This is a genomic window from Maribacter algae (assembly GCF_047345745.1).
GTDB lineage: Bacteria > Bacteroidota > Bacteroidia > Flavobacteriales > Flavobacteriaceae > Maribacter.
The window spans coordinates 210,252-236,206 of the sequence record NZ_JBLFES010000002.1 but is presented as its reverse complement, the minus strand read 5'-3'; the positions used below and the strand labels follow the sequence as shown (position 1 = coordinate 236,206).

The following is a 25,955-nucleotide window of genomic DNA, read 5'->3' as shown; positions in this document are numbered from 1 at the left end:
ATTGTACTACTTGTTTGGACTTTCCTATTATGACGAAGAAAAATGATGCCTACAATTAATGCCCGAACACATATCTTGGTCATCGGGACCCAATTGTTTTAGTTAAAATCTGAGTTCTCTGAAAATCTGAATCTCAATAAGACGGGTTTAAGCTACTGGAAAGTTACAATGGGTAACTGAATAAGTCTCGTCATTATTTGATTTTGATATGGTTTTAGAGATTTAAGAAACCACAAAACATAGATTATCAATATTTTAAATCAATTACTTCATATTTATTCCCTTTTTGGGCACTAAGCTTCAAAAGTGGTTGAAGGCTTATTTTTTTGATTTACGAGATATAATTGTAAAGAAAATTGATTCCAAGGAATATAATTCAAATTCTGAAATGCCCCTACCATCCCGATATTTAAAAGTTAATTTAACAAAGAAAAACGTTCAGCTCACCATATAACCTCAAAAAATGCTCTTTTTATCAAAGTAGATTACAAAATTTAATGGTCAATCAATTCATCATTCGATTCGAATTTGGGCTTTACCATTTTTAAATACGCTATTTATTTTTAAGGTATTACTGATCGATTCCAAAGGGTTTTCGTCCAAAAGCACCATATCGGCTAATTTACCAACTTCAATAGAGCCAAGTCGATTCTCAACCTTTAGCATTTTAGCGGCGTTCAAAGTTCCCATTTTGATGATTTTCCCAGGAGCCATACCGCCTAATTCCAAAAGTTGCATTTCTTCGTGCAAGCTATACCCTGGTAAAATGAAATCATTCCCGGTATCCGTTCCAAGAACCATATTCACACCATTCTTGGATAGTTGCATAAAATCCTCTACCTGAAAACCGATCACTTGCTTCAGCGTAGGATCATCGAAGTCGTAGTATTTCTGAAAGAATTTCACAAATTCCTCGGCCCGGTAAATATAGTCTGGATCATTCATTTTTTCGAATTCTTCGGTAGGATAAATCTCTTTTAAATCTTCAACATCAAACCATTCAGGGTTTTTAGGATACATCATGCTCTTATCTAACATTAGTGTAGTCACCCATGAGATACTATCACGGTATATTCTTTGGATCAGTTCTTTGTCCTTCTCGAAATTCAAATCCACACCCGTATAATGTAACAAGTTCTTGATTCCGGCGTCAATGGCCATTTTAAGTTCAACGTTATCACTTACATGGGCGAATACCCTAGTTCCATTCTTTAAGGCCTCTTTGTTCACGTGGTCGACAAACTCTTTTGGCATACGTTTCACGTAGGGAGGGTAGGGTCCATCTTCAATGGTCAACTTAATACCTGAGATGGGATATTCCGAAACCTTTTTCACCAATTTGGAAATTTGTGTGGTATCCTTTAAAATGAAGTAAGTCGATCCCTCTTTCCAATTGCTGCTAGTATACGTTTTCACCGGATGGCTGCCCTCTACGATGAAGTGCTGACTAGTGTGGAACACTCTTGGAGCCGGAACGGAATCCTGTTTGCCCATTTCTCGCATTTGACGAAAATAATCATTCGTGCAAGTGCTCCCGCCTGTTATTAATATCGAGGTCACTCCATAATGCATGAATCTGGGAAAGTCGCCTTTAAAATCTCCGGTATGCGCATGACAATCGAACAGGCCGGGTATGAGGTATTTTCCTTCTCCATCGATGACATTCTTATGGCTTTTGTTTACAATTGTTGCGGTATCTATTTTAGAAATTTTTGAATCTTTGATATAGATATTTGCATTTTTTTGTAGGTCTTTTCCTGTGCCGTCGATTAGGTTAACGTTTGAGATTATTAGGTCATAATTTGTTTTGGCTTCTTTTTCCTTTTTACAGGAAGAGATAGCTATTATCGATAACAAGAGAATGATATTTGATGTTGTCTTAAAAAGCTTTCTCATAACCTGATTTTCATTTTAGGTTCGATTTATAAACCTTTCCCTCCTTCATTACAAACTCCACCTTTTTCAAAACAGTAATATCCTCCAAGGGGTTTCCTTTGACAGCTATGATATCGGCCCATTTTCCTTCTTCGATGCTTCCCGTTTTATCTTGTATTCCTATAAGTTCGGCGGCAGCTATCGTTGCTGATTTTATGGCATCGATTTCGGTCATTCCAGCTTGAACCATCAAATTGAACTGTTCTGCATTGCGTCCGTGTGGATATACCCCAGCATCTGAACCGAAAGCCATTTTCACACCTTGCTTATAGGCTTTCTGAAAATTGTTAAGAAATCGATTATATAATTCATTGTTGCTCTCCCCTAACTTTTTGTCGCTGTAGTCTTTGTTCAGTTCGATATGGGAGTAGTACGCTGCCAGTAGATCCATCACTAGATACACATCATGCTTTTTCATCAGTTCAATCGCCTCATCATCCATCAAACTTCCATGCTCGATCGAGGCTATGCCTGCTTTAATGGCATTTTTAATTCCATCAGCGCCATGGGCATGGGCCGCCACTTTTAAGCCCCGTTTCTTGGCCTCAACTACGGCCGCTCTAATTTCTTCTTCAGTATAAGTTGCAGCCCCGGGTATGGAACCACTGGTACCAAAACCACCCGTAGCGGTGATTTTGATAAGGTCGACTCCCTGTTTGATATGACGGCGTACCTCTTTTTTCACCTCATCCACTCCATCGGCAATGGCCGCGGGATTTTGTTTTAGTTCAAGTTGTGGGGCCATCCAACTTTCCCAATCCCCATGACCCCCGGTCATTGTGATGGCCGGGCCGCTGACATACATTCTGGGGCCAGGGATCATTTCCCTGTCAATAGCATCGCGCAATGCGACATCGCTATAGAAAATACCCCAAATGTCCCTGACCGTAGTAAATCCGGTATCAAGTGTTTTCTTTGCGTTTAATGTTCCCATAATACCGTAATTGGCAATCGGTAGTTCCCATTGGTCAATAGATTTATCATAAGAGTTCAACACCAAATGGGAGTGGCAATCGATTAGCCCGGGAAGAATGGTGTATTCAGAAAGGTCTAAAATGTTTTCATAGTCCTTATTCGCATTGGCCTTGTCCACTTTAACGACCTTTCCATTCTCGACCACGATAAGAACATCGTTCACGATTTGACCTTTTTCAACATCGATCATGGCCCCCGCAAGAATTACTCGAGTAGAGTTCGATTTGAGGGTTTTACCTTGTTGAGAAAATACTTCGGTACTGGATACTAGGACAAAAAGTAAAAGCGAAAAGAATCTGTAGCACCCCATCATAAAAATGTTTAGAAGTTTTATTCGTGGGGGAAGTACGTAACAAGGTATTAAAAATAATTATTCATGGGTCCTTTCCGTAGTATATTTCATGGATGGATGTTTTCCCTGTATAATTGGCTCAAAATCAGTTGATGGAGAAATTAGGGGATGTCTCAAAAGCTGTTCCTTGTCTTTGGCAAAATTCTAACGTGCGCCAGTATTCATAAAAAAGTTGTCCTTTCTATCATAGATGCTCTGTCTGCCATTGTAGAACGTAAATAACTAGAAAGTTAAATCCTTTGTAGCCTCAAAACTGTTGTTCAGTTTAAAAGTCATTAAGGTGTTTTGTTTACATCAACGCTTTCGCCTTCAATAAACCTTTTTTGTTAGAATTGTCTTCATCAAAAAACCTCTTCTATTTGTTTCATCGTTAATTCTCCTGTAAAAACTACCAAATATAAAACTGCCTTTTTTGAGTTTTCTGCTATAATTTAGTTCTGCCGAATTAGTGAACTGTAGTACTAAACTCGGATTTCCGGTAATAATGACTTATGGTGTACTTTGTTGGCGAATTGGGTTGATCTGATTTAAAAGTTAATACCTAATTCCAATTCAAATCCAAAATTTCTTTTGTACACCTTAGAAATCTGTAACTGTTGAAAGATACCTGCCCCAATAACGATTCCAAATTCTTTCCATGGAATAATTTTTACTCCCTGACTGGCAACAACGCCAACAAGAAAGTTATTTGATTTTTTATCTTCCAAATTTCTTAGCACTTCAATACCTAAGGGTATGTTCAACCCAATATCAACATATACTCCAGGTATAATTTTGATTAAGCCATTAAATCCGCTACCCAAGGCATATGTGTCAATAGAACTATAACCTCTTTCTCTCACTCTGTCCGTTTTGGCTCTAGATTGCCCATAAGATATCTCAAACGGAATAATAAAATCATTATCACTATCTGTAAAACCAGTATAGCCAACTTCCCATCTGTTTTCATACTTGTCCAAGGTTCTCTTGAATGTTATCAGATTAAACCACCTATTCAAAGGAACATTGGTTTCCAATGACGTCCTACTCTTAGAAAAATGTAATGTGCTGTTCCCGTTTTTTTCGAAACAACGCCTTTAGCTGCTACACTAGGATTATTCACAAAACTTTGTATGCAATATTCCAAAGCTGACCGAATTCTTTTTCATGTGTTTCAAATATTTCCATCGGATTGGACAAGGGAAAATTTTGCCCTGACAAGACGATTGAAATCTTTGATTTTAAATTAACAAGTAAAAAGCAGGACGACTATCATTATAGGAAATCAAAAGGTTTTGACAAAACCATAAACACCTTCTTCTGACTTTAAAGAAATTGGTTCTGCAAAAATGCTCTTCATCCGCGATATCAGTAAAAAACAGTCATTTAAGCACTGTCCTGAATAAGTCCTCTATCGGTGCCTTTGGCTAATCTCGTCGATGTTGGGTGCTGTGGTCAATGATTCCTCAGGAAACATATACTCTAAACGTTGAAGATTTCCTAAAAGACGGCACTGCTATTTGTGAAGAATAACAAGCTCAGAGGTCCGGATCCTTTATATTTTCATTGTACCGGGCGCAACACAACATATACCGGTAAATGGTCTGAAGGATATTTTAAATCTTTAGAGTCACTTAGCACCGCATATTTTAAGACTTCCACGTCCTTAGTTTTGGATAAGAAAATATAATCTATGCGTCGTAAAACAGGCTCTGAAAATTTGAATCCATTAAAAGTACCATCTGGCCCAAATTTCTGTTTTGCGACATCCTTTGTGTCGGCCATATTTCTCTTTAACATGGTAATTTGTTCACTATTCGGTTCTAGATTAAAATCGCCCATTAAAAAAACGGGGTATTTCTCTAGATTGACTTTGTTGATTTCACTTTGAATCAATATCAGACTTTTGGACCTTGCTGCTACTCCAATATGGTCCAGATGTGTATTGAAAATCCAAAATTTATGACCGGTACCTATTGCGGTAAATAGACCGTACGTACATATTCTAGGATATGCCGCATCCCAACCCTTGGACAATTTTTCTGGCGTTGTAGACAACCAGAACGTTTTTTCGTTCGCTACGGTGAATTTTTCCGTATTATAAAACAATGCCGAATATTCTCCCTTTTCTCCACCGTCCCGTCCGTGGCCTATAAAATCGTAGTTGATCAACTTACTATTAATAAATTGAGTTTGGTGTGGCATTCCTTCTTGGATACCAAAAATATCAGGAGCATAAAATTGAATTTGATCCACTAAAAAATCCTTTCGTTCGGGCCATGCATTTTTCCCATCAGAAGCAACATCAAGTCGGATATTATAGGTCATTATAGAAATTTCCTGACCTTGGGTCGTAAAGCCAGAAAAAAATACAAAAAGAAATAAAATAAAAAATCGCATGAGCATTATTTATTTTAATTGATAGACTCTGACATAATCAATAAGCATTTGTTGCGGAAAGATAGTATCGTCGATACCCCGTTGTCCTCCCCAGTCACCACCTACCGCAATATTAAGCTTTAGATGAAAAGGCTGATCAAAAGGCCATTCTTCCTCGTCTTTGTTTGTATTAACGAACTCATGGTATTTTAAACCGTCCAGTAAAAAAACAATGCGTTGCGGTGTCCATTCTACAGCATAATCATGAAACTCTGTATATGGATTTGCTATGAATACGGATTTGCCCACTTCGGTACCTTTGGTATGATTAAATGCTTCTGTGTGTACTGTACCAAATATAGAATCCTTGGTAAAACCAACATGTTCCATAATATCGATTTCCCCGCATAGCGGCCAACCCACTTCTTTCCAATTTTCACCTAACATCCATATGGCAGGCCACAGACCTATACCTTTGGGGAGTTTAGCGCTGACCTCAATTTTACCATACGTCCATTGGGCCAAGTCCTTCGTAGTCAAACTTGCTGCCGTATAATGGGCGTATTCTTGATTTTCCTTCCACTTTTTTGAATCGGATGCTATAAAGCTTTCATTTTTTATTTCTTCCTTATGTGCTTCTATAATTAAAACATCCTCGGAAACTCTGGTATTTTTTGAACGGGCCGTATAATATTGTTTTTCCCTATTTCGAATAAAACCATGTTCAAAACCCCACTTTTCCGAATCCGGTGTGCCATCTGCATCAAATTCATCTTGCCAAACAAGTTGATATGTCTTAGAAGCTGTGGATGCTTCCTCTTCTTCTAATTTTTTTTGGGGCTCCCCATTACAGGAAAATAAGAACAGTACAAAAATGTAGATTATTGAATGATTCATTTTCAAGGATTTTGAAAATCGATTACCGATATCATTGCTAAATTAAGATTTTTTATGTTTAACGTTATTTTGATTTTTCCAAAACCAGTTCCGGCTCATTGGTAGTGATGAAATCAAAATCCTTTTTTAGAAACCAATCGATATCCGTTTCTTTATTAATGGTCCAAGCATTCAGGGATATATCCTTTTTCCTGGCACTTACTATCCACTCTGGATGCTTTTTAAAAATGGAAAAATAATAATCGGCACCATCAATTCCATCTGTTTTCAATTGATCCGGCGTTTTGCTTCCATCAAGATATTGCGTATGTACTTTTGGGTCTATTTCTTCCAGTCTTTTTAAAATATCATAACTAAAGCTAATATATATCACCTTTTCCTGGGCTTTTAGCTCTTCAATCAATTGCGCTACTTTTTCAGCGATCAAAATACTACGTTCTTTACTTTTAGATGGTTTTATCTCGCACACCAGACGTGTAGTAGTGTTATTTTCCATTCCTGCCAGTAGATATTGTTGTAATGTAGGTAATGGCTCTCCGTTGGCCAACGGGGTTTTTCTTAATTCCGCAAAAGGAGTTGCTTCAATATCCAAATCGTTGTATTCGGCATCATGGGTTACGATCAAAACGTCATCCAATGTCATACGGACATCAAATTCGGAACCCGTACACCCCAGCGAGATAGCATTTCTTAAAGCAGCGATCGAGTTTTCCGGTAGGCCTTTATCTTTCCAAGCTCCTCTATGGGCTACGACCACATTATCCGCAAAATCGGATTTCTTTTTAACGGAAGTACAAGAACACAGCAACACTATGACAATGAGGAGCGTAACAATTTTCATAAAAATCGACTTTTCTATTAACTAGGTTTTATTAAAATAAGGGCATATAATTTTAATCATATGCCCAAAAATCAAAATTCAACTCAACTACTCTTAATTATAGCCGTCATTTTGTGGATAATTAGCACCTAACAAATCCAAATCTATCTGTGCAATGGGGAAATTTATAAAATGTGGTCGCCAGTTGGTTCTTGGGTCTCTTTCCCCTAAGTTGGCAGGAAAATACTCCCCATCCCCGGCATAGTTTGTCATTTGTCTATTGGTAACGTCCTGTCCCATCCTTTTAATGGTGAACCAACGTTGTCCTTCAAAAGCAAGTTCCCGTGCGCGTTCGTCCAAAATCACTTGCTCATCTACACTGGTTACAGGTGTTGCGCCCGCTCTCGTCCTTATAGCATTGATATAGGGTAATGGGTCTCCCGATGACCTCATGATTGCCTCCGCTGCTATCAAATAAGTCTCCGCAAGCCTGTACACCATAATATTGCTTCGCTGAAGATAAGATTCGGGATTGTCATCTTCTTGAGCAAATTTGATACAGGAAGGATGAAGCCTTTGGTAGTAAAGTCTATAATTGTCGCTAGGACTGTTCAAGTCCGTTATAGGTTCGTAAATATCAATTTCCTGCCCGATATCATCTCCGGAGGTATAGTAATATTTCAATCTAAAATAAGTATCATCATCCCTAGTATCGTTAGGGTCTTCAGATAGTAGATTCAATAAATATAAGTTGGGCAATATGCGTGAAAAACCCCTACCTCCCTGTTCAATATTAGCTTCAATACCGGAAATTTGAAAGTATTGTGTAACGTAGTTGGCATTCATCATGGTATTGCCACCACCACCTAATAGATCATCTTCGGATTGTACAACGAACAAGGCTTCCGAATTATTCCTATCGCCCGCAAAAACATCCGCTGTAGTTGATACCAAACTGTGCGGGCCTTCTTCAATAAGTGAAACCGCCTGGGACTTGGCCTCTTCCCAATCGCCTTGCCACATAGCTACCTTTGCTTTTACGTGTTTCGCCGTGCCTTTTGTTACTCTTCCAAAAGTATCCGCCCATTCTAAATGTTCTATTGCAAAATCCAGATCGTCATTCAATAATGCGAAGATTTCTTCTTCGGTCGACTTATCGTCTATGACATCAAAAGCGTTATCTACGGTTACGGTCTCGGTAGTTACATAAATGTTATTGAACATTCTGTACAAATAGAAATAGGAATGAGACCTAAAAAATTTGGCTTCTGCTACAATTTGGTCTCTTACATCGTCATCTATATCATCCAAAACTTCCGCTGCATTAATTATTTCCGTTGCCTTATTCGCAATATTGTAATAATGCTTCCAGAATATTGAGGATACAAAATTAGCTCCCTGATCAATAGGGGAAACACCTCTTTGGTACCTACCCATTAAACCCGTATATCCAGATCTACTAAAAGCCAGATCACTTCTAGAAGACATCAAAACGGCTCCCATGTAATCTTCGGTACCATTATCATACCTATCCCTATCGAATTTATACAAGCTTACTACCCCGGACCTGAGACCGTCCTCGGTGGTATAGATATAATCGGAGTCTATTAAAGTACTAGGTTGCTCTTCCAAAAAATCTTCGCAGGATATTGCGAAAAACAATAGGGTAAGTAGCATAACACTACTTTTGAATTTCGTATAGAATTTTTTAGTTTTCATAAAAATGTTTTTTATTTAAAATTTAGCCCTTACTCCAAAAGTGAAACTTCTTGCATCCGGATACCCTGTATCGGCATTTGAAAACGTGTTCCTAATATTTACCTCTGGACTATAACCTATATAATCCGTATTGGTAAACAAATTGGTTCCGGTAACATAAAATCTAATCTGCTCCAGATTTAAACGGGAAGTCACTGTGTTGGATAATGTATAGCCAAGACTAACGGTTCTTAATCTAACGTAAGAAGCATCCCTGACCGCCAATGCATTTAAATACAGAGGTGCCGTGTCAAAATTAGGTCTTGGAAATGTTGTGGACGGATTTTCCGGAGTGTAATAATCCACTTCCACCCCGTTCAATTTTCCTGAAAGCGTACCGCCATTATTAAAGGACGACAAGAACGGGTTTACTTTTGTAACACCTTCTACCGCATAAAAATCCAAAAAAAGGTCAAAGCCTTTATAGGCAAATGTGGTTGATAAAGAACCGAACCAATCGGGGTTGGGGTTTTTGAATACCCGGTCTTCTTGCGTAATTTTACCGTCTGGTGCTCCTGTTTCGTTTCCATCTTCGTCTACTCCATTCGTATCTCTAATCTTAATATCTCCAGGCCTAAGGTCTTCCTGAGGAAGAGCAGAGTCCGGATTGGCCTGTGGAGCGTTTTCAAAATCATCTTCTTCTTGCCAAATACCATCAAACTCATACTGGTAAATGACATCTACAGGTTGCCCAACATAATAACCATAGGTATCGTCCGCAGTAATGGGATTGCCATCACCATCATTGTACAATTCCAATAACTTATTTTTGTTGTTCGACCAATTGGTGGCAACGGACCATTTAAAATTTTCGGTATTAATGATATTTGCCGTTAAACTCAATTCAATACCGGTATTCTGTAATTCCCCGGCATTAAAGAAAGTATATTGGTATCCTGTCGTTGATGGCACACCTCGACGCAACAATAAATCGGTTGTCCTGGCATCATAATAATTAACGTTACCGACCAATAGCCTCTTGAATACTGAAAAGTCAAGACCTAAATTTAGGGTGGTTATTCGTTCAAATTTCAAATCGGTATTTGGAAGAATAACGGAAGGTGAATATCCCGATGCAGATTCCCCATCAAAAATATAATTTTGACCCTCTGCGGTGAAAAGCGATGTGTAAGCACGTCCCAAATCATTTACCAAGGAACCATAACTTGCCCTAAATTTTAGTTCTTGAACAGTACTAACATCCCTTAAAAAGCTCTCATTATGTATCTTCCAAGCAAAAGATGCCGCAGGGTTGAAACTCCATTTATTGTCCTCGGAATTAACGGAGGCGCCGTCAGCTCTGGCGGTTGCGGTAACTAAATATCTGTCCTTAAAATTATAACGTGCCCTAGCCATAAAGGAAGCCAAACGCTGTTGATTTTTATCTCGTTCTACGGTAACATTTCCGATGGCATTCGTAATGCCATCATAACGGAGACTTTCATTCGTAAAGCCTTGACCCTCCGTAAATGTCCTACTGAATTTATTTTCTTGGGATGATTGGACCAACGTTATATTTAACTTATTGTTTTCGTTGAAAGCGTTATCGTACGTTAAAATATTCTCGATCAGATAAGACTCCGTTAATCGATTATCTATACGTGCAATTCCATTAACATCATCACCCGCGGAGCTTAATGAGGATTGATACTGCCCTCGTTCCGATGTTCTTCGTGTAAGGTTCGTTTTTAATTGATACAATAAATTTTTAGTAATCTGCCATGATGGCGTCACGTTGATGACAAAGTCGTTCCCTTTTTCATCATTGTCCTGTTCGCGTAAGTTCCAAATAGGGTTTACCGCAGATAGTTCTTCACCGCTAGGAAATTGGGTTAGGTTTCCATCCTCGTCGTAAGCCCTGCCCAACGGAGAGAATGTGATTACGTTTACATTCGCCGCTCTTTCCGTATCATCGTTTAAAATATTCAAATCAAGATTTACGGAAAATTTGTCGTTTATTTTTTGGTCTACATTTAATCTCAAAGTTTTTCTGGTGTAATTTGAAGTAGGAATAATACCTTCCTCCTTGAAATAGTTGATGCTACCGAAAATTTTGGTCAATTCCGTACCTCCACTAATACTTACAGCCTGACTATTGACGAAACCATTTTTTACCAGCTCATCCTCCCAATCAACGAACTCATTATTGGCTATGGATGCCAATTCAATTTCTGAAAAGATTTCTTCATCATTGGGAAAAACATCATCAGCATTATTAGATCTAACCGCCTCTCTCCTTAACTGTGCAAATTCTTGTCCGCTATAGACATCAAAATTACGCTCTATCGATTTTGAAGTTACAAAACCGTGGTAGCTTACGCTCACCTTACCTGCCTTACCCCGTTTGGTCGTAATTAAAACCACACCGTTGGCACCTCGTGAACCGTAAATAGCTTGTGCGGAAGCGTCTTTAAGAAATTCGATGGATTCAATATCATCCGAGTCAATATCCTCTATGCCGCCGTCTCTAATAATACCGTCCACAACATATATAGCGCTTACGGAGCCTTCTATTGATCCCTGTCCGCGGAAAATAATATCGGATGTTCCTCCCGGCCTCAAGGTTCCGCCACCTACATCAACCTGTAAACCTGCTATTCTACCTCTCAACATTTCATTGACATCGGATGTAGGGGTCAATAAGGCTTTATCCATATCCGTGACAGCAACGGCGTTTACGATATCGCTTTTTCTCTGGGTACCGTAACCAACAACTACAACTTCGTCCAGTTGACTGGAGTCTTCTTCCAATATAATAGTAAGAGGGTTTTCAGAAATAGCAATTTCTTTTGTAACATATCCAATATAGGATACAGATAAAGTGATAGCGTCTTGTGGTGCGGTTAACGAAAAATTACCATCAAAATCTGTAGACATTCCTACTGTCGTTCCCTTAACCACAACAGAGGCGCCGGGCAATGGTACACTATTTTGGTCAAGAACAGTACCACTAACTGTCTTTTGGTCTTGCGCTAAAACCACAGTTATTGCCAACAAGAATACGAGCAATAGAAACTTGGTTTTCCTTTGGTTGGATAATTTTGGTTTCATATAAGGGTACTTTATGTTAAAATTGGTTTTGATAATACTTATGTAAAGAAACAAGATATATGTTATGATAGGCTGAATTTGGAGGTTACAAAAACCTACACAATCCATATGGGATAAATTGTCTTGTTAATAACCTACAAACTCCCTATCACCAAGGGCATTAAAAATTTAGGGGATAACCCGATAATCAGTAAAAAGAAACACTGATATTCTGATTGTAGTGGTATTGTAGTGGTAAAATTTGAACGGGACGGTGTTTAAATCGATAAAATATAATCGATTAAATTAGAATCTCTTGATAGACTTAGCTTTTTTCTAAGTCTTGATCTTCTCACTTCTACACTTTTTACCGAAATATTCAATAACGGAGCTATTTCTTTTGAAGATAGATTTAATCTTAGGTAGGCACAGAATTTTAAATCGTTAGGACTCAACTCAGGGTGTATGCTTTTTGCTCGCTTTAAAAAATCCTTATCGGCATTGTTAAACGCTTGCATAAAAAACTTTTTGTCCTTAGAGCTGTTGAGATTTTTATCGATCATTTTAAATACCGGGTGTGTTTTACTATCCAAATCGGTATTCTTTTTCAGTTCTTTTTTTATGGTCCGTAATACTTCGTTCCGTTTAATAATACTCATGGTAGAAATGGCCAGTTCCCTATTTTTACTTTCAATCTCTTGGTTTAAGGTATCATTTTTAAGTTTTACCATTTCTTGCTCGTTCGTAATGGTCTGTAACTTTAATTGACGTTGGTTCTCTAACAGCACCTTTTCATTTTGTAAGCGATAGTATCTTTTATAGGATTTGTGTATTAGTACAATTATAATAGCTGCTAGAAGTAAGTATCCTAACAAGGCCAAATTGGATAGGTAAAACGGTCTTGCAATAGTAAATCTATATTCACTTATATTGTTGGAGATGCGGTTTCCAATTTTTGATTTTACTTCGAATACATAATTCCCAAAAGATAATTTTTCAAAAGCGACTGACGATTTCTCGTTCCAATCGCTCCATTCATTTTGAAAACCCTTCAGACGGTATTGAAAAGTTACATCTGCGTACTTATCATAGTGGGGCACACTATAATTAAAACGTATAGAAGATTGATTAAATGTAAACTCACCGTCACCTTTTTTAGAAACCTTTATAAAATTGTTATCCATTTTCCTTACCTCTATATCATCCAAGAATATTTCATGGGGCGTATTTATGATTTTATCGAGGTCAATCAATAAATATCCGTTAGTCTTTCCTAAAATATATCGGTTTCCGGATAGATGACTGATATTTTCAAAACTAAGCGTGGTTTTTCTCAATTTATGCTCTATCGGAATGAACTTGGTACTCACCATATTGTTCAAGGGCCCTTTTTGGGCATAACCGATAGTATTCAAATTAAAACTCCACAACCTTTCCTTTTCATCAAATACGAGTTTCCCTGAATTATAGCCATCATGAGGTATTAGGTCGCTTAAAAGGGAATCTTTCTGTATTCCTTCGCTATTATTTATTTTAAAGATTCCGTTACCGTTACTATACAGCAAATCCTTACCAACCTTTATCATTCCAGAACCCTTTCCTTTTGGTATTGCCGAAAGCAATTCCACTTCATCAAAAGATTTTAAATCTTTATTTAGTTTTAATCGATATACCCCTTTGTATTCATGATTTACCCAAATATCATCAGCTTCCATAATTTCAAAAAAACGGGAGGAAATTTCAAACCCCCTAATTTTATGGTCTAACTGCCAGCTCTTATTTTGTTTGCTTATAAATGCCAAGCCTGAATAATGCCCGAACATTAATTTTTTTTGATGGTTAGGTAAGGTTCTAAAATTCCAAACACCTGCTATATTTGTTATCAGAGATGCTTTAGTATCCTCAACTAAAAAAATGCCCGAATTGTGACCGCATAAAAGTTCTTTTTCGTGAACATAAAGCGACCAAACCTGTCCTTTGGTACCCTTTATCAGTTCCAAGTTATCGTTAGAATTCAATTTTTTATAAAACAGTCCTTGATTCGTACCGATGTACAATTTTTGATTATGGACTACGGAAGCATAAGTGGTACCTACGGTGCCGTCTTTGTCATAATACTCCTGAATATAGGATTGCATATTTATACAGTCCAGACCATTGTCCAAAGCTGTCCATATATTACCGTCTGCGTCTTCAAAAAGATTTAGTACCGTATTGTTGCTCAAACCTTTAGACTGGTTAATCGTATTCGTGATTCTGCCTTCTTTGGATATTGTAATAATTCCTTGTGATATAGTGCCCAGAACCAGACTTTTATCCTTTAACTGGATTCCGCTAAAAATCCGGGACTTATCCAATAGGGTGTCAGCAGGAATATTCCACTTAGAAAGATTCTTGTCCTTGATCTTAAATAGTCCCTTAGTACGTGTTAGCACAACCAATTGATTGTCCAAGGAAAACATGCTTAATATATAATTTATACCAAGCGCATCGGGAATTTTAGCAATCAATGACTCTTTGCCATTTTCTATTTTTAATATTCTACCATCGTATTTTTGAACGTAAATATTTTGATTTACTTCAAATAATCTATAGTTGTTTCTTTTGTCCGTTACAAAGTTTATTTGATTTGTTACCGTATCATAGAAGTAAATCCGATCATAGGACTGAAAAATCAAGAATTTATCCAATTTTGAAATATTCCAGATTATTTCATCCTCGAATAACTCTGTTTTTATGTCTTCGGATAACGATTGATATTCCAAAAGACCCTTGTGATTTTTTGTCCAATAACCGAATTCCATAAAGCTTCCGGTATATATTTTATCTTCAAAAGAAGCAATGGAACGGATTACGGTATTGTTGGGAGAAGGATATAAGGTCCATTTAGAACCATTGTATTCCAACAGCCCATCATTATTGGCAACATATATAAATTTTTGAAAATTTTGGGTAATGTCCCAGTTTTGGTTTTCGGCCCCATACACTATGGGTGAAAAGTTGATAATGGGCGGTGTCTCCTGTGCAAATGAAATTTGTAGTCCCAGAAATAGCAGGACGAGCTTATAAATCATTGGAAAATCCAAGAAAAAGAAGGGTTTCATTTGTAAGTCGATTGCCTGTAAAACGTTTCAAACAGATTTATAACACAAGGTAGCTTAATTTGAAGAAAAACTGAAATCACTGGCGAGTGACAGGCACCCTGTATTTACTCTATATGTTCAGCACACCATTGAATGTAAAGGTCTTCCAAAGCTTTGACCTTTTCGGGATATTCATTTGCTAAATTATTGCGCTCCCCTGGGTCTTTTGAGAGATCAAATAGTTTTAAACTTAAGTCATCGATAATCGGCTTTATATAGTATTCCGATGGCTCGCTTTTCCAGTGATTCTCCTTGGCATTGGTCAATTTCCAGTTTCCTTTTCTTGCCGCCCAAGTTTTTTGCCACTTCCAGACCAATAGCCTATCGGGATTAGGTTGACGTAAATCTATGCCATCTATTTCGGTATCTTCAATCGTAAAATTACTGGCTTTGGCAATGGTAGGTAAAATATCCATCGCAGATACATACGCATTTTCAATAGTGCCCGGAACAGTTGTACCAGGCCAAACCATTATCATAGGAACACGTATACCCCCTTCCCAAAGGGAATATTTACCAGCTGTCAAAGGGCTGTTATCCGAACCTGTTAACGGAGACCCGCCATTATCCGAAATAAAGAAAATGATGGTCTCATCATCAATTCTCTCTTCTTTCAACGCATCCAAGACCCTTCCCAGATTATCGTCCAAACAATTTAAATTGGCCAAGTAATAATTTCTCATTTCTGGGGATTGTATGGCTCCTATCCTTGAATATTTATCATAGTACGCAGCATAAGAACCCGCGTCATGATTCTTATAGGTTAAAAGACTGTCAGGGTCATAATTTGGAATTTCGGGGACATCGTATTTATCCAAGTATTTCTTCGGAACTTCATGTATTAAATGATGTACCGCGTTATACGATAATGTTAGAAAAAAAGAAGTATCCTTTTTTCTCTTTATATAATCAACGGCTTCATCCGTAAATATCTCGGTCAAATAACCCTCCTCATAACTTTTTTTTCCCATATTGTGCATTAATGGGCCTAACAGCGCACTAGTGCCTTTAGGGTCCGGTGTTCTTTTTTCTATCGCTGTACTATTCAACCAATAGTCGTGTGCATGTGCGCTAAAACCTAAAAATTCATCGTAACCGTGATGCAACGGAAACTCACGAACATCGTTCCTATGAAATTTTTGACCAAGGTCATTCTTCCCGATTCTAGCCGTAGTATACCCCGCTGTTTTTAAATATTCTGCTATGGTTTTTACACTATCGGGAAGTCCGGGACCCCAACTGGCGGGCTTGTCCCATCTGAATTGATTTTTCCCGGTAATCAATCCGGCTCTAGACGGACTACATACCGGGGCGGTAACGTAAGCCTGCGTATAAACCGTTCCAGCATCTGCAAGGCGGGCCATATTCGGAGTAACTGCTTTTTGACCCTGTTGTTGAAAAGGTTTGAAATCCGCATACCCTAGATCATCAACAACGATCAATAGAATATTTGGTTTTTTAGCAACCTCTTTTTGTTCCTTCTGGCAAGAAAAAAATGAGGCCCACAACAGTAAAATGATAACTCTGTTAGTGAATGTCATATATTGAAGTTTTTTCCAACGCTAATCAAGTTCAGTACAAAATGAATAATCATAATAGCACCTACCTACCATATAGTTTATGCGTTCAAAGGGGGCAGTAGTACTATTTAAGTTAAGGTTTGAGAAAGTCAAATCGCCGTGAAAAGTCGATTACGATACAGCAAGGTAGTAAATTCGGTATCAATAAATAGGTAACCGAATAGGTCTCGCTAAAAATTGTATTAAAACTATTCAAATAAAACCAAGGAAAATATAAATCCTAGGTTTTCATTTGTTTAGTTACAAAATGGTATTAAAAAATACCCTATTTGTCGGGGTGGCAGAACTAAATACACCACCACAATATGTTAACTATCAGTATTTTATGGTCTTTATTTTAAATAATTAACCGAACTCTAAACTCGATTTAAAATGGTACAAATTAATGCAAATTTTATGCGTCTTTTGCGATACCAATTTAAGGAATAAAATAACACAAATGAAATTGTGTAAGATATCGGAGGTACTATTTATTCTATTAAGGATCTTAGCATCGTCAAGCCTATGATGAGTCGCCCAAAAAGGGCTTTCCTCAAACCAATAACAGCCCTCGATATCCTTCCAAAGACCACAACATTCCCATCACGTTTCTATAATTATCTCAAACCGAAAAAATGCATAGATATTGGCCATTACGCTCCATAAAAAGTTATTAATCTTAATATGGAAATATAAGGAAATTACCCACTTCTAAAATTAGAATCAAGAAAATTCGAATAACTTTGAAACATTGCCGAAATGGTTTTTTTCGCCATTGAGGAGTGGCGTATTTATCTCTTCTTGGAAGCAATGAACTAAATAAAATGTATTAAGTAAATTTTAGTACTATTGATTGACATACCCTTGCATCTAGAACTATTTAGTAAATTAACCCTGGGCAAGCCTATAGGACATTAAAAAAATACGTTTTCGAACTTTAAATTTGAAAGGCGAGGCAAGCCTCTGGAGTATTTACCCCCTATCAAGAATAAAAAAGACCCACCGTAGCAGCGATGGGCCTTTTCAACTTATGAAAGTGAATACAAATTAGAATGAATAACGCACCCCAAATTGCGCTTGCCATCTGGCACTATTGATGCCAGCATCAAAAATATTCCAGGCCTCTCCATTGGTCGGAGCTTGAAAAGAAAAAGTCGGTGTTGTTCCATCATCTTGAAAGCCTTGAAAACCGATTAAAGAAGTGTTACCTCTATTATTGACAATATACCGTCTGCCCCAATCTTTATTCAAGAAATTGGTGAAATTGAAAATATCCAAACTGAATTTCAAATCATGCTTCTTACCATTTTTTCGTTTGATAAAAAAGCTCTGTTCTATTTTTAAATCAAGCACACTTTCAAAAGGTGTTCTGGCACCGTTTCGCTCGGCGTACTGTCCTCTTCGTTCAGATAAATAATCATCCCCTTCAATAAAACTATTTAAGGCAGCCCATTGTTCAGCAGCCGTTTCACCAGCACCAATTACATCATCGCCATTAAAATCGGTATCCACGAGTACAATATCGCTCTGGTTGGCTGGTACGTAAATTAGGTTTCTATTTTCACTATTACCAGGGTTATCATTATTCAAAGCGCCTTGGTCATTGTATACATAAGAATAACGCTGACCTGATTGACCATTGTAAAATAATGATATCAAGGTTTCAGTAAACTTAAATTCCTTGTTCCAAGAAAGCAGTCCGGTGAATCTTGATCCTGTGTCGAACTGAGAGATTTGAGGGTCTCCAGGAAAGTTTCTACCATTGATACTATGAAAACGCTTCCAGTTATCAGAATTAATAAACTCGGTACCGTCTATGATGGACCTCGCCCTTGTAAAATTATAAGAGGCACTTGCATTCAGGTTTTTTCCAAAACGTTTTTGTAATTGAAACGAAGTACTGAATGTACTTCCTTTACTAGTATTCGTCATCAGCGTGATAAAATTGTAGTCTGGGTCAATAAAATCACCGCTAAAAACGGGTCTGTCATCAGGTGTTCCCGTTAACGTTCCGGTAGGGTTTCTCTCCCTGTTCACATTTTGAACCAACAAATTGTTCAAAGTTTTGGTATACTGGACATCGATTAAAGCAAAAAGGCCAGATTCGAACGTTTTCTCATAGGAAAGGTTGGTCTTAAATACTTGCGGAAACTTAAAATTCTCGGCAAAAATGTCCACATCACCAGATGGGTTGGTATCGTTAAAATTTTGATTGTTCACATCTGGATTCAAAGGAATACCCCCTGCTCCCGGAGGGGCAAAACCAGAACCATTAAACTCAGCTGTAAAGCCTGAGGATAAACCATTTCTAAGGTAAACCCCACCTGGCCATACAAAAGGTACTCTACTGGTAAAAATACCTGCACCCCCTCTTAATTTTGATAACCCATCTCCTTTGATGTCATATTCAAATCCAAGTCTAGGACTAACTAATATCTGGCTTTTAGGCAGCCTACTTGCTTCCGCCCCTTCCAAATCATATCCTGCGGCTTCCAAGAGGGGTATGGTGTTCGTATTAAAGTCATCATTGATTAGAGGTGCATCATCACCAAAAATAGGTACATCAAATCGAAGGCCTCCAGTTAACTTAAACTTCTCGCTGAGCTGAATTTCATCTTGAACATAAAACGCCAATTGAGCTGCGTTGAAATTGGCCGAAGCAGAAATTGCATCATCTCCTATTTCTGTGTTTCCTACCGTATGTCCATATAAATACAGGAAGGCCTCATCTGCAAAGAATTTATCTATACTCGAATATTGATATTGTGCTGGATGTAACGGTAAGAAGACATTCAGAATTTTATAGAACTCATTGTGGGTACCGAATGTCAAAGTGTGTTTATTCTTATAAATGGTAAAATTATCTGTAATCGAGAATGTTTTTTGGTCTACTACATTAGAGTAGGAAAAAGGTTCACTACCTGCTGTAATCGTTGCGTTACCGTCATTGATAAGAATACTGGGGAACGGATCTCCGGTTATATCCCTATCATCAACGACTGAGGTATAGCCCAAAATAAGTTTATTGGATTTATTGTCTCCGAAACGAGAATTGAGTTCCAATGCCGTCGAGTTAGTGGTAGATGGGAAAAATACGGCCGAATTAGAAAACTGTATTCGGTTGACTCCTTGTAAAACTTCACCAGACTGTACACCTTTTACATAACTATGGCGAAGCGATAATTTGTGATTTTGATTGATGTTCCAGTTAAATTTAGCTATCACCTTTTCACCCTTTAATTCAGAAAGTGTATTTCTAAAATCTCCGGTTTCGTAGCCGTAGTCATTCAATAGCCTTGCACGAACTTCATCTATTCTATCAATCGAAGATGCTCCGTTATAATCATTCAATGGAAATGCGAATGGGGTTTCGTCCCTTTGAAATTCCGTATTTACAAAGAAGAAAAGTTTATTTTTGACTATAGGTCCTCCTACCCTAAAACCAAAGGTCTTTGCTGTAAAATCAGGTAATTTAGTGCGTTCCACAGATTCATTATCCGTCGGTGTTTTGCCCGCCAGATTTTGATTTCTTGTCAAGTAATAGAGAGAACCTTCCAATTCGTTCGTTCCTGTTCTGGTCACCGCATTCACAGATCCTCCGGCAAATCCACCTTTGGTCACATCATAGGGAGCAACAGAAATCTGTATCTCCTTGATGGCATCCACACTTATTGGCGAAATACCAGCTTGGCCTCCATTAGTTCCAGAAGTAGAGAGGCCAAAAAGGTCATTGTTTACAGCACCATCAATGAAAATTGCGTTGTATCTATTATTTACCCCAGAGAATGTGGTGGCATTACCATTCGGACTATTGGAGATACTGGCACGAGGATCCAATCGGGTAAAGTCGGTTAAATCCCGAGCGACTGTAGGTGCCTTATCAATAGCATCCCTACCCAGGTTACTTCCTGAACCGGTAGTACTTGAACCTGTATTGCTTCCCACAACCACTACTTCATCCAATTCTTCGGTAGCTTCTTGTAAAGTCACATTTAGGTTAGTTGTCTGACCTAATCGTAAAAAAATATCCGATACCTCATAAGTCTGATAACCTACGTACGAAACATTTAAGCGGTAAGGCCCACCCGTTTCCATATTGACAATCCTGAAGAAACCCTCTTCATTCGTTACGGTTGCATATTCAGAACCTGTCGGAACATGAACCGCAATGACCGTTGCTCCTAGCAAAGATCCGCTAGCATCCGTTACCGAGCCGGACATTGCACTTGTGGTAGACCCTTGTGCAAAAACGCCGATCGAGCACATGAATAAGCTGATAAATAAAATCAGCTTACCCCAATTGTTTTGTTTTTTCATAATTAAGTGTGTAAAAGGTTAAATATTTACTTGGTCAAAATAGTCGGATGTTCAATTTTTATTTGATTATGAAAGATTATCTAACGAAAAGTCAGAATATTCTATCAAAATCTAATCGGTTAAAATTTTTGAACAAACGATTGTTCAAATATAACTATTATTTCAAAACCACCAAATTTTGCAAATTTTAATGGCATTTGCGCTTTAACATTATTGTATAAAAACCTTATTTTGCAGTGCAGTTCAAACGAAAAAATGCATTTACGAATCATTACGATTTTGTACATTCACCACACTATATGGAACTAAAAGAAGCCAAGACACTTAAAGACTTAGCGAAGATTACCGGATTTACCGAATCAACAATTTCAAGAACATTGAATGGAATCGGGACAAAATACCGTATTAGTAAGGACACCCAAAAAAAAATAATCGAAGCGGCCAACGAGGCTAACTTTTCATTCAATGAAAATGCTAGAGGACTAAGATTAAGAAAGACGATGACCGTTGGTTTTATCGTCCCCGACATTTCGAACTCATTCTTCGCCAAAATGGCATCACTCGTCGAGCGCGAAGCAAGGTTGCACAAGTATGCTGTTTTTCTTTGCGATAGTGACAACAGCACGGAAGTGGAACAGGCCTCTATTACGTTATTGCAGAAAAGAAAAGTTGATGGCATTATAGTTTGTCCTATCGGTCTGGAATCAGAGCATCTAGTCAAATTATACAAGGAGACACCTTTGGTATTAGTTGACCGTTATTTTCCAAAAATTGATATCCCCTTCGTAACGTCGAACGATGTTTTGGACTCCTATAAAGTAGTACAGCACCTCATATCAAAAGGACACAAAAAAATTGCCTGTATTCAGGGGGTGGAGCATACCTCTCAAAATGATATGAGAATAGAGGGTTACAAAAAAGCCCTAGAGGATAATGATATCGCTTTTGACCCCAAATTACTTATCGGGAACTCCTTTAGCGAAGAGAATGGTTACAATGCTGCACAGCAGATAATAGGGATGCCCAAAACAAAAAGACCCACTGCTATTTTCTCTTTGAGTAGTATTATCACATTGGGTGCACTTAAATCCTTTACCGAAGCTGGTTTAAAAATTCCAGAGGACTTCTCCATCGTATCCTTTGATGAACAGGAATACTCCGCGCTCTTGGCCACTCCATTAACTACAATAGGACAACCAAAGGAGGAAATGGGAACTAAAGCTTTTCAAATGTTGCTTGCTCAAATGGATTCGGAAAAGGAAGAGAACCTAAAACAAAAGGGACTTCTCTTACCAACACAACTGAACTTCAGGGATTCTATAAAAGCGCCGTAAAGTAATCTCTTATCGCTTTTTGTTATTGAACTCGTCTTGAGTTCTTTGTTTGAAGAAACCTCAATAAAAAAGCACGGTTATTTCCTCTTCCCCTCATACTTAGTCATTAATGCACATTTTGCAATAATAGAACAATCGTTTGTTCAATAACTGATTTTCGTCTATATTGCGAATAAACAAATCAAAAACACCTTTAAGCTAGACCTGATTTATCCATTGAATGAAACTTAGAACTGACCGAGTTATTGAAAGATTAAACGCTTTAGCAGCCATTAGCGATACCACAAATTGTATCGACAGGGCCTATGGCACGGAAGCACACACCGCATCAGGAGATTTATTGATGACGTGGATGTCAAAGGCGGGTTTACACACAAAACGTGATACCATTGGTAACATTAAAGGTGTTCTCTCTTCAAAGGTCGTTGATGCAAAACATTTTATCATAGGTTCTCACTATGATACGGTTTTTGATGCAGGTAAGTATGACGGCCCTCTCGGAATACTTCTAGGGTTGGAAATGGCACAATACATTATTAATAACGATTTACCAATTCCTTTTCATCTGAACGTCATTGCCTTTGCCGACGAGGAAGGTTCTAGATTTAATACGGCATATCTGGGGAGTTCAGCAATTGCAGGTTTTTTTGAAAAATCCTGGCTGCAAAGAAAGGACGATGAAGGAATTTCATTGCAGACGGTAATTCAAAAGAATTCCGGTATTTCCAGCAATATAGACTCCGAATCCATTTCCAAAGAAAATTGTCTAGGTTATTTTGAGGCCCACATAGAACAGGGCCCAGTGCTTTGTAATGAAAATTTGCCCGTATGTCTTGTGAACGGTATCGCTTCACAAACTAGAGTTGATGTACATTGGACAGGTATTAGTGGCCATGCCGGAACCTATCCCATGAACCAAAGGAACGATGCTTTATGTGCTGCGGCAGAGTTCGCTTTGGCAGTAGAAAGTATCGGAAAGGAACACCAAACTAAATTGGTCGCTACCATTGGTAAATTAAATGTCATCCCCAATACTCCAAACGTAATTCCTGGTAAGGTCGAACACACCTTGGATATCCGAAGTCTTGATGACAATTTTCTAATGGAGGTAGGTCAAATTTTAGAACAAAGGGCCAAGGAAATTTCCAAAGAACGCAAGGTGAATCTAGTATGGAATATTATGCAGACCAATACAAGTGTTCAATGCGACAAAAATTTAAAAAGATGTCTAAAAACCGGTATCGAGAAAGCGGGAATACGTCAAGTTTTAGAAATTTCAAGTGGAGCGGGTCATGATGCGGTAATGATTTCTAAAATAGCACCGGTATCAATGCTATTTGTGCGATGCAAGGATGGCATCAGCCACAATCCATTGGAATACGTCACTCCTGAAGACATTGAAAAGTCGTTGGAAGTGTGCGATAATTTTATCAAAGAACTTATACACCAAAACAGTTAATGTGAGCCTATGAAAAATATAAAACTTACCGCGATTTCCACTACGGTTTTCGAAAGAGACCATGCTTTATTGACCGGAGATGGTTTTGTGAATAGCGTCTATCCGGGGTGGACCGATTGCGAAGTTAATGTGGTCATCAACGAAGCTATGGGAGCTGACTTTTGTCAGTTATTGGTTACCCCTGAGAAAAATGGCATTCTTAAAGGTCAAAATATAGAAACACAAATCTTCTTTTATGTTGTCGAAGGATCTACAACACTACAGTTAGACGGCGGCCAGACAGAAACGTTGACGAAAGGGTCATACGCCTATATTCCGGTAGGAAAATCTTACCTATTCAATGGATTTGAACCAAACACTCAAATCTTGACTTTTCATAAGAAATATGAACTCCTCGAAGGGTATTCGGCTCCGGACATCGTTGTTTCACACGAATCAAAAATAGACCAAACCATCTATTGTGATGACCCTAACTTATTAATGCAGAACCTCTTACCAGACCAAGAAAACATGGCATTCGATATGGCCATCAACATATTCACCTATAATCCAGGGGCAAATCTTCCTTTTGTGGAAACCCATATTATGGAGCACGGTCTCATGTATTTGCAAGGGCAAGGTATCTATAGACTCGCCGATAAATGGTATCCGGTAAGAAAAGGGGATTGTATCTGGATGGCTCCCTACTGTCCACAATGGTTTGGAGCTTTAGGTACAGAACCTGCTATTTATATCTATTATAAAAATGTGAATCGATTTCCAATTCAACCGTAAGTAATATATGCAAAGAGTACATCAAGAACTTAAAAAACTTGCCAGTATTTCCGCAACTCCTAATCCATCTGTTACCAGAGTTGTTTATTCTAAAGAAGATTTAAAAGCAAGAACATACTTTATATCCTTATGTTCTGAATTATGCCTAAAGGTTAGAACGGATGCTATTGGAAACACCTTTGCTAGATGGGAAGGCAAAAACCCTTTGCTTCCCGCTATCGGAACGGGTTCACACATTGATGCCATACCAGAATCCGGTATGTATGATGGAACAGTGGGTGTATTCGGGGGCTTAGCTGCAATCCGTTATGTAATGGAATCCGGTTACGTGCCTGAACGGTCTATTGAGTTATTGCTGTTTACCTCTGAGGAACCCACAAGATTCGGAATAGGTTGTTTAGGTAGCCGCATGTTAAGCGGCCAATTATCTTTGAAAAATGCTCGCAAACTAAAAGATTCAAAAGGTCGCGACCTAATAGAACTCTTACAATGGTTTAATTTTGATGGTCAATTAAAAGATATTCCCCTAAAAAAAGGATACTATGATGCCTTTGTAGAATTGCATATTGAACAAGGTCCTATTTTAGAAAAAGAAAATGTAGATATTGGTATTGTGACAAAGATAGCTGCTCCTAGTGCTTTGCGAGTTTCTTTAAAGGGCCAGGGTGGGCATGCAGGATGTGTGCTAATGGATGATAGGAAAGATGCAGGTTGTGCCGCTGCGGAGATTGCTTTGGCCGTAGAACGTATCGCGAAAGAATCCTCTAGTATAGATACCGTTGCGACCACAGGAATTTTGGATATAAAACCGCGAGCTGTAAACAGTATTCCTAAGGAGGCATATCTTGAAATAGATTTAAGAGATACCAATGTAGCCGTTCGAGATAAGGCTATAAGGGACTTAAAAAATGAAATCGAAATCATTTGTAACCGAAGAAATATTGAAAGTTCAGTTGAACTACTGAATTGTGACAATCCTGCAATCTGCCAAAAAGAGCTCGTTGATGCAGTGCAAGCTGCAACTGAAAATTTAGGATATTCTCATAAAAAAATGATTAGCCGAGCGTATCACGACACTTTGTTTATGGCTCAACTCTGTCCGACTACGATGATATTTATTCCCTGTCGTAAGGGAGTTAGCCATCATCCAGACGAATATAGTTCTCCCGAACAGATTGAAAAAGGAATAGAGACTCTGGCGCTAACGCTAAAGTCTCTATCCTCAAAATAACGGTTGGTGTTGT

Annotated in this window: 16 protein-coding genes; 4 read left to right on the top strand and 12 right to left on the bottom strand. The window is 38.2% G+C overall.

Annotated elements, in window-relative coordinates; genetic code table 11:
- Positions 1 to 513: 513 nt before the first annotated feature.
- The 12 genes from ACKWBX_RS08270 to ACKWBX_RS08215 form a co-directional block, all read right to left on the bottom strand.
- Positions 514 to 1,896 carry an amidohydrolase family protein gene (locus ACKWBX_RS08270; RefSeq protein ID WP_413968199.1) on the bottom strand — a complete coding sequence of 461 codons (1,383 nt, stop codon included), beginning with the start codon at positions 1,894 to 1,896 and terminating at the stop codon, positions 514 to 516.
- 10 nt (positions 1,897 to 1,906) lie between these two features.
- Positions 1,907 to 3,220: a metal-dependent hydrolase family protein gene (locus ACKWBX_RS08265; RefSeq protein WP_413968198.1), complete on the bottom strand. Its 1,314-nt coding sequence runs from the start codon at positions 3,218 to 3,220 to the stop codon at positions 1,907 to 1,909.
- Between the two features lie 351 nt (positions 3,221 to 3,571).
- The gene (locus ACKWBX_RS08260) at positions 3,572 to 3,745 is read right to left on the bottom strand and encodes a hypothetical protein (RefSeq protein ID WP_413968868.1); all 174 of its coding nucleotides are present in this window, start codon (positions 3,743 to 3,745) and stop codon (positions 3,572 to 3,574) included.
- Positions 3,746 to 3,789: 44 nt separating this feature from the next.
- Positions 3,790 to 4,278 (bottom strand): hypothetical protein, encoded by a 489-nt coding sequence (locus ACKWBX_RS08255; RefSeq protein ID WP_413968197.1) that lies wholly within the window; start codon positions 4,276 to 4,278, stop codon positions 3,790 to 3,792.
- A 526-nt stretch (positions 4,279 to 4,804) separates the two neighbouring features.
- Positions 4,805 to 5,641: an endonuclease/exonuclease/phosphatase family protein gene (locus tag ACKWBX_RS08250; RefSeq protein ID WP_413968196.1), complete on the bottom strand. Its 837-nt coding sequence runs from the start codon at positions 5,639 to 5,641 to the stop codon at positions 4,805 to 4,807.
- Between the two features lie 9 nt (positions 5,642 to 5,650).
- The gene (locus ACKWBX_RS08245; protein ID WP_413968195.1) at positions 5,651 to 6,517 is read right to left on the bottom strand and encodes a glycoside hydrolase family 16 protein; all 867 of its coding nucleotides are present in this window, start codon (positions 6,515 to 6,517) and stop codon (positions 5,651 to 5,653) included.
- A gap of 64 nt (positions 6,518 to 6,581) precedes the next feature.
- Entirely contained in the window at positions 6,582 to 7,358 is a 777-nt protein-coding gene (locus tag ACKWBX_RS08240; RefSeq protein ID WP_413968194.1) for a glycerophosphodiester phosphodiesterase, read from the bottom strand.
- Between the two features lie 93 nt (positions 7,359 to 7,451).
- On the bottom strand, positions 7,452 to 9,056 hold the full coding sequence (locus ACKWBX_RS08235) for a RagB/SusD family nutrient uptake outer membrane protein (protein ID WP_413968193.1): 1,605 nt from the start codon (positions 9,054 to 9,056) through the stop codon (positions 7,452 to 7,454).
- A gap of 15 nt (positions 9,057 to 9,071) precedes the next feature.
- The gene (locus tag ACKWBX_RS08230) at positions 9,072 to 12,146 is read right to left on the bottom strand and encodes a SusC/RagA family TonB-linked outer membrane protein (RefSeq protein ID WP_413968192.1); all 3,075 of its coding nucleotides are present in this window, start codon (positions 12,144 to 12,146) and stop codon (positions 9,072 to 9,074) included.
- Positions 12,147 to 12,403: 257 nt separating this feature from the next.
- Positions 12,404 to 15,229: a helix-turn-helix and ligand-binding sensor domain-containing protein gene (locus ACKWBX_RS08225; protein ID WP_413968191.1), complete on the bottom strand. Its 2,826-nt coding sequence runs from the start codon at positions 15,227 to 15,229 to the stop codon at positions 12,404 to 12,406.
- A 104-nt stretch (positions 15,230 to 15,333) separates the two neighbouring features.
- On the bottom strand, positions 15,334 to 16,809 hold the full coding sequence (locus ACKWBX_RS08220; RefSeq protein ID WP_413968190.1) for a sulfatase family protein: 1,476 nt from the start codon (positions 16,807 to 16,809) through the stop codon (positions 15,334 to 15,336).
- Positions 16,810 to 17,874: 1,065 nt separating this feature from the next.
- Positions 17,875 to 21,144: a TonB-dependent receptor gene (locus ACKWBX_RS08215; protein ID WP_413968189.1), complete on the bottom strand. Its 3,270-nt coding sequence runs from the start codon at positions 21,142 to 21,144 to the stop codon at positions 17,875 to 17,877.
- A gap of 236 nt (positions 21,145 to 21,380) precedes the next feature.
- Here ACKWBX_RS08215 and ACKWBX_RS08210 point away from each other — a divergent pair, with 236 nt between their 5' ends.
- The 4 genes from ACKWBX_RS08210 to ACKWBX_RS08195 all read left to right on the top strand — a co-directional run bounded on the left by ACKWBX_RS08210 (position 21,381) and on the right by ACKWBX_RS08195 (position 25,942).
- Entirely contained in the window at positions 21,381 to 22,478 is a 1,098-nt protein-coding gene (locus tag ACKWBX_RS08210) for a LacI family DNA-binding transcriptional regulator (RefSeq protein ID WP_413968188.1), read from the top strand.
- Between the two features lie 220 nt (positions 22,479 to 22,698).
- Positions 22,699 to 23,937, top strand: coding sequence for a M20 family metallo-hydrolase (locus ACKWBX_RS08205; protein WP_413968187.1), 1,239 nt, complete (start codon positions 22,699 to 22,701; stop codon positions 23,935 to 23,937).
- 9 nt (positions 23,938 to 23,946) lie between these two features.
- Positions 23,947 to 24,711, top strand: coding sequence for a (S)-ureidoglycine aminohydrolase (gene allE / locus ACKWBX_RS08200; RefSeq protein ID WP_413968186.1), 765 nt, complete (start codon positions 23,947 to 23,949; stop codon positions 24,709 to 24,711).
- A gap of 7 nt (positions 24,712 to 24,718) precedes the next feature.
- Positions 24,719 to 25,942, top strand: coding sequence for a M20 family metallo-hydrolase (locus ACKWBX_RS08195; RefSeq protein WP_413968185.1), 1,224 nt, complete (start codon positions 24,719 to 24,721; stop codon positions 25,940 to 25,942).
- The last annotated feature ends 13 nt before the right edge of the window (positions 25,943 to 25,955 follow it).